We start from the raw sequence: 269 nt of genomic DNA on the forward strand, positions 1-269 counted from the left end.
TCGAGGTTGCCCAGGCCGGCGGTGCCGCAGGCGATTTCGTCGATGCGGGCGTTGTAGATGCCGGCGTCGTCGACGGTCATTACGTCACGAATGTTGTCGATGCGCCGGGCGGCCAGCAGCATGCCGGCGTCGCTGGTGAGGGTCGCGGAGCGGTTGACGATGCTGTTGGCAAGAGCGCCGCTGGCATCGCGGCTGATTTGCAGGTTGCCGAGGCTGTAGACGTCGCCGTACTGGTTGGTGAAGTCATTGACGAACAGGCCCATGTCGGC

The 269-nt window shown here is 64.7% G+C and carries 1 protein-coding gene; it reads right to left on the reverse strand.

What is annotated here, in order from left to right:
• On the reverse strand, positions 1 to 269 hold a 269-nt coding region (locus ACYP2A_RS23295), incomplete at both ends, for a hypothetical protein (protein ID WP_459748301.1).

This window comes from Pseudomonas sp. 3A(2025) (assembly GCF_054589175.1).